At 62.0% G+C, this 8,401-nt stretch carries 13 protein-coding genes; 3 read left to right on the forward strand and 10 right to left on the reverse strand.

Annotated features, from left to right (window positions below; translation table 11 throughout):
• Positions 1-103 precede the first annotated feature (103 nt).
• Positions 104-1,129, forward strand: a complete 1,026-nt coding sequence (locus tag BM252_RS20775) for a M35 family metalloendopeptidase (RefSeq protein WP_245774360.1) — start codon at positions 104-106, stop codon at positions 1,127-1,129.
• 51 nt (positions 1,130-1,180) lie between these two features.
• Here the strand turns inward: BM252_RS20775 and BM252_RS20780 are convergent, their stop codons facing one another.
• The 7 genes from BM252_RS20780 to BM252_RS20810 all read right to left on the reverse strand — a co-directional run bounded on the left by BM252_RS20780 (position 1,181) and on the right by BM252_RS20810 (position 6,445).
• On the reverse strand, positions 1,181-1,690 hold the full coding sequence (locus BM252_RS20780) for a hypothetical protein (RefSeq protein ID WP_139236645.1): 510 nt from the start codon (positions 1,688-1,690) through the stop codon (positions 1,181-1,183).
• Between the two features lie 77 nt (positions 1,691-1,767).
• Positions 1,768-2,817, reverse strand: coding sequence for a PEP-CTERM sorting domain-containing protein (locus BM252_RS20785; protein WP_093389585.1), 1,050 nt, complete (start codon positions 2,815-2,817; stop codon positions 1,768-1,770).
• A 225-nt stretch (positions 2,818-3,042) separates the two neighbouring features.
• Complete coding sequence (locus BM252_RS20790) at positions 3,043-3,504, reverse strand: SRPBCC family protein (protein WP_093389586.1); 462 nt, start codon at positions 3,502-3,504, stop codon at positions 3,043-3,045.
• A gap of 102 nt (positions 3,505-3,606) precedes the next feature.
• Positions 3,607-4,755 (reverse strand): serine hydrolase domain-containing protein, encoded by a 1,149-nt coding sequence (locus BM252_RS20795; RefSeq protein WP_217429937.1) that lies wholly within the window; start codon positions 4,753-4,755, stop codon positions 3,607-3,609.
• Between the two features lie 25 nt (positions 4,756-4,780).
• Entirely contained in the window at positions 4,781-5,167 is a 387-nt protein-coding gene (locus BM252_RS20800) for a hypothetical protein (RefSeq protein ID WP_093389588.1), read from the reverse strand.
• A 151-nt stretch (positions 5,168-5,318) separates the two neighbouring features.
• Positions 5,319-5,513, reverse strand: coding sequence for a hypothetical protein (locus BM252_RS31780; RefSeq protein WP_174900598.1), 195 nt, complete (start codon positions 5,511-5,513; stop codon positions 5,319-5,321).
• A 386-nt stretch (positions 5,514-5,899) separates the two neighbouring features.
• Positions 5,900-6,445 carry a PaaI family thioesterase gene (locus BM252_RS20810; RefSeq protein ID WP_093389602.1) on the reverse strand — a complete coding sequence of 182 codons (546 nt, stop codon included), beginning with the start codon at positions 6,443-6,445 and terminating at the stop codon, positions 5,900-5,902.
• An 87-nt stretch (positions 6,446-6,532) separates the two neighbouring features.
• On the opposite strand from BM252_RS20810, the gene BM252_RS20815 reads away from it, so the two are divergent.
• Positions 6,533-6,997: a MarR family winged helix-turn-helix transcriptional regulator gene (locus BM252_RS20815; RefSeq protein WP_245774361.1), complete on the forward strand. Its 465-nt coding sequence runs from the start codon at positions 6,533-6,535 to the stop codon at positions 6,995-6,997.
• Positions 6,998-7,032: 35 nt separating this feature from the next.
• Here the strand turns inward: BM252_RS20815 and BM252_RS20820 are convergent, their stop codons facing one another.
• The 3 genes from BM252_RS20820 to BM252_RS20830 form a co-directional block, all read right to left on the reverse strand.
• Positions 7,033-7,419: a type II toxin-antitoxin system VapC family toxin gene (locus BM252_RS20820; protein WP_093389589.1), complete on the reverse strand. Its 387-nt coding sequence runs from the start codon at positions 7,417-7,419 to the stop codon at positions 7,033-7,035.
• Between the two features lie 3 nt (positions 7,420-7,422).
• Entirely contained in the window at positions 7,423-7,665 is a 243-nt protein-coding gene (locus tag BM252_RS20825) for a type II toxin-antitoxin system Phd/YefM family antitoxin (protein WP_093389590.1), read from the reverse strand.
• A gap of 207 nt (positions 7,666-7,872) precedes the next feature.
• Positions 7,873-8,052, reverse strand: coding sequence for a hypothetical protein (locus BM252_RS20830; RefSeq protein WP_174900603.1), 180 nt, complete (start codon positions 8,050-8,052; stop codon positions 7,873-7,875).
• Positions 8,053-8,132: 80 nt separating this feature from the next.
• On the opposite strand from BM252_RS20830, the gene BM252_RS20835 reads away from it, so the two are divergent.
• On the forward strand, positions 8,133-8,401 hold a 269-nt coding region (locus BM252_RS20835; RefSeq protein ID WP_139236437.1), incomplete at its 3' end, for a transposase.

Here is an 8,401-nt window from a genome sequence, read left to right on the forward strand (position 1 = left end):
CACTTTCACGGAGGCGAGTATGAATGTGCAGCAGATGTTGAAGCTTGGCGTTTCGGTCGTGGCCATCGCGGCCTGTTTCGGCGCGCAGGCCGGGTCGAATGGCGTGACGGCGACCATTACGCCGGAAAAGAGTGCTCTTGGTTCCAGCGACGACGTGGTCGTCAACGTCACCATCACCAACACCTCGTCCAAGCCGCAGTACATTCTGAAATACCATTTGCCGTCGGCCGACATCAGCGAGCCGCTGTTCGACGTGACCCGCGACGGCGTCAAGGTGGCCTACCTGGGCAAGCACTTCAAACGCCGCAATCCGCGCCCGGGCGAATACGACATGCTGCCGGCCGGCGCCTCGTTGAGCCAGCGCGTCGAGCTGAGCGCGCTGTACGACTTCAGCGTCACCGGCGACTACGCGGTGCGCTACCACACCGCCTCGCTCAACCTGTTCAACGAGGCCGGCGGCAGCGGGGGCCGTGTCGCGCTCGACGCCGAGGTGGCCCCGGCCAGCGAGATCGGCGAGATCGATTCCGATACGGCCAGCCTGTGGGTGGAGGGTGTGCTGCCGCGCGGCGCCGAGCCGCAGGCGTCGCGCTTGCTGGAGTCCATGCGCGAGCAACTGGCCGGCAGCCTGAGCTTCGCCAATTGCAGCGCCTCGCGGCAGAGCCAGATCACCTCGGCGCTGACCGCCGCCAAGAGCATGGCCGCCAACGGCAGCAGCTATCTGAACGCCGGCACCGTCGGCACGCGCTACACCAAGTGGTTCGGCGCCAACAACGCCAGCCGCTACGCCACCGTCAAGTCGCACTTCACGGCCATCAAGGACGCCTTCGCCAACAAGCCGCTGGTGGTCGACTGCGGTTGCACCGACAGCGCCTACGCCTACGTCTACCCGAGCCAGCCGTACAAGATCTACGTCTGCAACGCCTTCTGGCCGGCGCCGACCAGCGGCACCGACTCGAAGGGCGGCACGCTGGTGCATGAGATGAGCCACTTCACCGTCGTCGCCGGCACCGACGACTGGGCCTACGGCCAGTCGGCCGCCGCCAGCCTGGCGACCAGCAATCCGAGCAAGGCGGTCGACAACGCCGACTCGCACGAGTACTTCGGCGAGAACACGCCGTCGCTGCCGTAGGCGCTTAGCGTGGCAAGGAAAAGCCGGCTCGGTTCGCCCAGCCGGCTTTTCCTATTCCCGCGCGGCCGGCGCGGTGTAGTTGAACTCGGTGCTGGCGGGGGCGATGGGACTGGCGGCCTCGAGCGCCGCCAGGTCGGCCAGGTATTCCCCGGCGTGGCTCAGGCGGTAGCGGTGGGGGCCGGCGGCGAAGGCGTAGCTGTGGCTGATGTCGATGCTGTGGCTCAGGCCGCTGTGCGGCGCCAGTGCCAGGTAGTCCCTGGCCGTCAGCGGGCCGCGCTTGATCATCATGCCGATGTAGTCGACCGACTTGCCACTGGCGGTGTCGACGATGTCGAACAGGCGGCCGGTCAGCTCGGTGGCGCTGGCCAGCGACTTTTGCACGTACACCGGACGGGCGCTGTGGTTATGCAGCGTAATGCGCACCAACACCTTGCCGTCGCCGCTGTCCACCTGCAACTGCTCGCCGACGGCGCCCGGCGGCGGCGGCGTGGCGTGCACTAGTGTGCTGGCGCACAGCAGCAGCGCGGCGCCGGTCCAGACCGCCAGTGGCATATTCGTCATGCTTGTCTCCCGATTAATCCGTAAGCTGATTGTGCGCCGGATTGTCGGAACCGCCAAGCTCGTTTTGCCGCAAGGGGTTAGCGCGGTTGGCGCCGGCGCCAGCCGCTCAGCAGCGCCACACCGGCCAGCAGCATGGCGTAGCTGGACGGCTCGGGTACCGGCTGCAGCGCGTTGAAGCCACCGATCTGTTCGCCCACGTAGTCGCCGACCCATTCGTTGAGCGTGTTGCCGTGTGGCGTTTGAGAAGACAGCGGATCGACCAAACCCTCGTCGTCGAAACGGCCCTTGTACTTGTAGAATTCAAAACGCACCGCCAGCGCGGGATTGCCGGCCAGGTCGATCGACTTGCTGACCTCGTCGACAAAGCCCGGCTGCAACACCTGCCATTCGATTTCCGTCTCGGCCTTGTCGTGCAGGGCCGCCACTGCGGGGTTTTCGAAGGCATGGTGGCCGCCCATCAACTCGTTCAGGTCGACGTTGTCGGGCAGGCTGGTCTGGACGATCTTGACCCAGAAGGCGTTGTCCTGCTTGACCACGGGGTTGACCTGTTGGGCGGCGATCACCGCCACCACCGGCGCCTGCGCCTGGCCCGGCGGCGGCGTGAACACCACGGGCGGGATGGCCACGTTGGTCGGCGTCAACTCGCCCGGCGCGCCACCCTCCACCAGCCAACTGTAGGTGGTGCGGGTGGGCGAACCCAGCGTGCTCACGCCGAAATGGTCGCAGGGCACGTTCGGATAGTTGACGTTGCCGAAGCTCCAGCAACTCTCGCCCGGCGTGGCGAAGGTGCCCGAGGAGGTGCCGGTGCTCCAGGCGCCGCCGACGTAGCTGGCCTGGTAGGTGATTCTGGCGCCGACCACGGCGCCGCCGCTGAGCAGGTCGGTGACGGTCGGAATGCCGTAGCGTTCGACGTCGCCCGGCGACGGGGTGCCGAAGTTGCGGTTCAGGCCGAACACGTCGATGATCTGGCTCTTGTCTATTCCTTCGAGGTCGATCTGGAAGCCGCGCGCGGTTTGCCCCGTGTCGTTGACGACATCGAAGTTGGCCAGCGAACCGAAGGTGCTGGTGGCAGAGGCCAACAGCGGCGCGCTCAGCAGCAAGGTGGTCGTGATCCGTGCGAGTGACATGGCTTTCTCCTGTTGGGCGCCGGTGGTGTGGACGGCTTGGCTGGACGGCCGGCGCCGCCACGATGGGCGGGCTGGGCTGTTTGTTCCAGTCTAGGAGTGCGCCGCGCCGACGTCACCGCGCGTTTGTGCGGCAGATCATTTTTGCGCGGAATATGCGGCCGGGCGCAACACTTGGCCTGCCGCTGCCGCTGCCGCTGCCGCTGCCGCTGCCGCTGCGCTGGCCGGCTAGTCGTCCAGCGCGCCGTGGCGCCGCTTCAGCCTGGCGTGGCGGTGGCGGAAGACGAACAGGTAGAGCGGCCGCAGCAGGGCGCCGACGAGGGGCAGGCGCGGCAGCATGCAGACCGTGTCGACCACTTCGCAACCGCCATCGACGGCCCGGACGGCGCGTTCGTGGCGCCAGGCCCGGTTGACCCAGGACGAGGAGGCCTCGACGAAGCGCCGCTCGCCGCCCAGCGTCAGCGTGCCGAAGGCGTGGCGGTCGACGGGGAACAGGCCGAGCAGCAATATCCAACTCTTGAAGTAGGGGCCGGCGCCGCCGAAGTCGCGCAGTTTCAGGTGGCGCCAGGCGGGCGGCGCGGTCATCCGTAGCCACGGGCCGAGCTCGTAGTTGACGGTGGCGATGGACTGCTCGCCCCAGAGTGTTTCGGCACGCACGTTGAGCTTGCTGGTGACGACAATGGGCTGCATAGGGCGGGTGTTTCGTTGGCAAGGGTTGACCAAGCGCGCGGCAAGCCCCGTCCTTTAGGGCGGGGAGGATGTCAAGGGGCTTGCTGTGCAACAGGGAGTAAGCTAAAGGCACAGGTGCAATGTGTTGCATAGCAAATTCACAATGTCCGTACCCAGTATGGAAGACTGAAAAAGCTTGTGTTCGCCCGGTAGGATTTTTTGTGTCATCGGTTCCGCCAGTTCCAATCCATTTTCACTGTTGGTCAGCATCACAAAGCCGTCGCCCGTTTGAATGGAGGCAATGACGAACGCACGATAACCAGTGTTATTGCCCCATTGCCAAATATAGCGAGTATCTTGATCGCGCTCGATTCCCCAGCCCAATCCCCAACTGAGGCCCAGGCTTGGATCAACAGTGACGGGTGAGCCGCTTATCTGCTTGATCACCGCGTCGTCGTTGAGCACCTCGACGAGAAATCTTCCATAATCCGCCGCGCTGGTGTAGAGGGAAAAAGCGGCAATCGGGCTTCTCAAATCCATTGCCGCCCTCGGCGTTCCGTTCGCTTTGGCCCCAGGCAGAAGGTGTTGCGCGATTCCTTCGTTCCACACGTAGCCACTGTGGTTCATGGTCAAGGGCTTGAATACCTGCGAGCTCATGAACTGGTCCAGCGGCTGATTGGTGACGGCCTCCACCGCCCGTTGCAGCAGTACGTAGCCTTCCCCTGAATACTCCCATTTTGTACCCGGAGTCGAGTCGAAATTCAGTGGTCCGGAGGCCCAATTCGGTAATCCTGACGTATGGTTCAGAACCATGCGGACGGTAATTGCCTGAAGTCGAGGGTCGGTCACCAGATCGGAAGGCTCCGCTTTCAAAGGATAGAATCGGTGCCGGTAGCCTTGCGGTAAATACTTCACTAGCGGCACGTCAAGCTCCAATTTTCCTTGCGCTACCAGCTGCAGAACCGCATAGGCAAAGACCGGCTTGCTAAGCGAAGCCGCTTGGAAAATGCTGTCTGAATTCAGCGTCGGGGCAGGTGAACAACCGGTCGCGGATTCAATGGAATCAAGCTTTCGGTTCTTGATGACTGCGACCGCCACACCGCAAACATGGTGTCGCTCTGCAAGAATTTTTAATGTTTCATGCAGATTACTTGATCTTAAATCGATCCGATTGGACGAGGCGCAGCCGGACAAGAATATTGATATCGCTGGCATCAGCAATAAGAAACCGATATGCCGGGCAGCTAAGGCACTTCGCTTGGACGTGGACACTCGTGGTGGTCGCATGGGTCCGGCGCTACAGGGCGGCGTCGACCAGCAGTTCGGGCCGCAGGGCGCGGATGCGCAATTCGGTGAAGTAGCCGCCGGCCTCGTTGTAGCGCAGGAAGTGGCGGCCGCAGTTGAGGCAGCGCGCCACCTGGCTGCGGTTGCACGGATAGTAGCGCGGCGCGATGGGCGCGTTGTCGCTGTCGTAGCGCGTGCCCTGCGGGTGGTATTCGACGAAGGTCGGCTCGTCGTAGGGATCGTCGACCAGCGTGCCGACTTCCTCGAAGCGGTCCAGCTCCAGCGAGGTCGGCAGCTTCTGCCAGGCGGCCAGCGCGACCGTGCTGCAGCTGCATTTGGCCGTCACCTTGGCCGAAGCGGCGGCCAGTTGCGACAGGGCGGGGAAGTCGATTTTTTGCATAGGGTGCCAGTACCAGGAAAGGCCGGCGGCGCACAGGGCCGGCGGCGAAATCCTATTCTAGCGCAACATTGCCTCGCTATTAAGTCGGGCGGCGGTTACTGCGGCGGTTGCGCCCAGCACCTGTTTGATAAGGGGGGGCATGCCGAGCCGGTCAGCGCTTGGATACGCCGCGCCGAACGACGCCACCGACGATGTGGCCAGGGTCCGCTTCTGGATGTTCGGCGGTGAGCTTGATCTCTTCGTCGACCATTTTTTTCAGTCGCACGAAGTCAGTTTTGGATGTACTTGACGAGGATGTCAACTTCCCGTCGGGTGGCTTTTCTGAATGAAATGGGGTGGATTTCATCTTCTGTCTCCGTATGTGCAATTGAAACCACAATGCCCGCCAAAAATCCGAGCGTGATAATGCGTTGCTCGGCTTAAGGGAAACGATCATCTCGGAAAGTAAATGTAGAGCCAGCGAATACCCGTTCGACGTCCGCAAAATCGAGACCATGGTCGCTTAGATTGCGCTTTCGTTTCGCCTCACTCCAAGTGAATTTTATCGAGTTCATTGTAGGTGGGAGAGCCGGGGGGATCAAGCGATCTGGTATGCATTCACATCTTGCCAAATCTCTGTAGCCTTGCGACTCGAATTGAGCAAAGCGGGTGGAGACTTGCAGATGAATTGCCAGAGCGTAAATCTTCATCAACACGCGGCCCTCGGTGAAGCTGGAAAGCTAGGCTGGAGCGCTAGATCGGGAAGATCAGGCAGGTGGTGGTGGCGAAGGCGTACAGCTTGCCGTTGGCGTCGGTGATGCGGCCCTCGGCGACGGCGACCTGGCCGCCGACGCTGACCACCTTGCCCTCGGCGCGCACCGGCCCGGTCTGGTCGCTCATGCCACGGATGTAGTTGACCTTCAATTCCAGCGTGGTGTAGCCCTTGCCGGCGGGCAGGGTGGTGTGGATCGCGCAGCCGACCGCCGTGTCGAGCAGCGTGGCGGCGTAGCCGCCATGCACCGAGCCGCTGGGGTTGTAGTGTTCCTGCCCTGGAGTGCCCTGGAACACGGCGCGGCCGTGCTCGACGCTGATCGGCAGAAAGCCCAGCAGCTTGGCGATGGGCGCCGGCGGCAGCTCGCCGCTGCCTATGCCGCCGAGGAATTCCAAGCCGCTGCGTTCGCGCAATTGCTCTCGAGAGGCCACGCCCGGCTCGCCCATGCGCGCCTGCATCGCAGCCGCCTCGGCGTGCCAGGTGTCCAGTGTGCTTGCTTCCTTCGATGCGTCCTTTGTTGCGTCCATGATGGTCGTGTCCTTCAAATAGTGTGGAAATGGGTGTGGGTACACTATAATGCATTTCGTGATTAACGTGTATCTACACCTATTTTGATGAGCAAACTAGACACTTCCCCCTTGGTCGCATGGCGCGGCTGCACCTGTTTCGAACTGCGCAAGTTGACGCGCATGGTGACGCGGCTGTACGACCAGCATCTGGCCGTGGCTGGCTTGAAGACCACGCAGTATTCGCTATTGATGCACGTGAAGCACGAGGCGCTTCCGGTGACGCGCCTGGCGGCGCTGCTGGGCGTCGAGCGGACCACGCTGAGCCGCAACCTCAAGCCCTTGCTGGAGGCGGGCTGGGTGACGTTGCAGCCGGGCGCCGATCCGCGCCAGCGCATCGTCACCATCAGCGCGGCCGGCGGCGACAAGCTGCGTGCCGCGCGCGCCGCCTGGCGCAAGGCGCAGGCCGCGCTGGAGCAGGCGCTGGGGACGGCCGCGGTGCAGGCGCTGCACGGGCAGATCGATCTGTCGATGGAGCGCTTGGCGCCGCTGCTGGATGCGGGATTGCGCTGATGGAGGCGTCAGCGTAGCTCCTTGTTCATTTTAGCTTAGACCCTTTTTATCGGGCCTGGATACCGCGCTAGCAATGGGTCAGCGGTAATCAATGTAATGCCCTCAACAATTGCTTGCGCGACGAGGATGCGATCAAAAGGGTCTTTGTGAATCGGCGGAAGGCCATCGATGGCAACGGCATGCTCGCTAGTAATCGGCAATTCATCATACCCATTGTCAAGCAGTCCTCGACGCAGGATGCGAGGGTCTATGCGGAAGTCGCTGCGGCCGAGTCCATGTTTGATGGCGATTTCCCACAGGCTTGCCGGACTGAATAGTAGCTCGTTTTGAGGATCATCCAGCAGAGCGCGGGCGACAGCGGATAACTTGTTGGCTGGCCCTGCCGTCCACAGTAGAACATGTGTATCCAGTAGCAACTTCACTTGTCACCCGCCGAATAGCCGTTCGATTTCCTGGTCTCCCATACGATCGAAATCGTCTGGGACGGAGATTTCTCCATTGAGGAAGCCGAGGCGGCGGCGCGGTTGCACGACGACAGGTGCGTCCAATGCGCTTACCTTCACCAATGGTTTTCCAGCCTTGGAGATGATGAATGACTCGCCCTTGGCCGCTTCTTCAACAAGGCGAGAAAGATGTATCTTGGCTTCGTGGATGTTGAAGGTCTGCATGAAGTGCCTCGACTAGATTGACTTACGTTAGTTTATCCTCTGCCGTGCGTGTGTCAACCGTCGGCCCCGGCCGGGATGGGAGCCAAAGCTCGGCTGCGAAGGGGGGGGGCAGAGTCCGCATTATGTCACCGCTTCCGTCACGGGCGCGCCGGAACTAATCCAACTGACGAGTAAATGCCGCTCTTCCTCGGTGATGCCGGTTCACAGCTAGCCGGCGCTAAATTTTCGCTGCACGTCCGCACGCCAAACGGCGGCTTCCGCTTCCACTTCTTCCGCCAGTAGTACATCGCCGGCATTTGCCTCATCGATGCCGGCTTGTACCGCTTGGCGAAATTGGACATCATATTCGACCGCTTCTTGCTGCTGTCGTTTGACGAAGTCACGCATGAACTCACGCATGAGTTCTATAGTGGATCCCGAATTTGAGACGATGGTTTAAGCTGTGGTCCGTGAAAGGATGACAGCAAATGAGTGAAGGTAAAAAGCGGCGAGTGCACACGGCGGAGTTCAAGGGCAAGGTGGGCCTTGAGGCGGTGCGCGGGGTGAAGACGGTGACGGAGATCGCGCAGGAGTACGGCGTACATCCAGTCCTGGTTGGCCAATGGAAGAAGGAAATCCTGGACAACGCGGCAGCCTTGTTTGATGCCAAGCGTGGTCCCAAGCCAGTCGATGAAAGCAGCCCGGAAGACAAGCTGTATGGCGAGATTGGGCGGCTGAAGATGCAGGTCGATTGGCT

It is taken from the genome of Rugamonas rubra, from assembly GCF_900114705.1.
GTDB lineage: Bacteria > Pseudomonadota > Gammaproteobacteria > Burkholderiales > Burkholderiaceae_D > Rugamonas > Rugamonas rubra.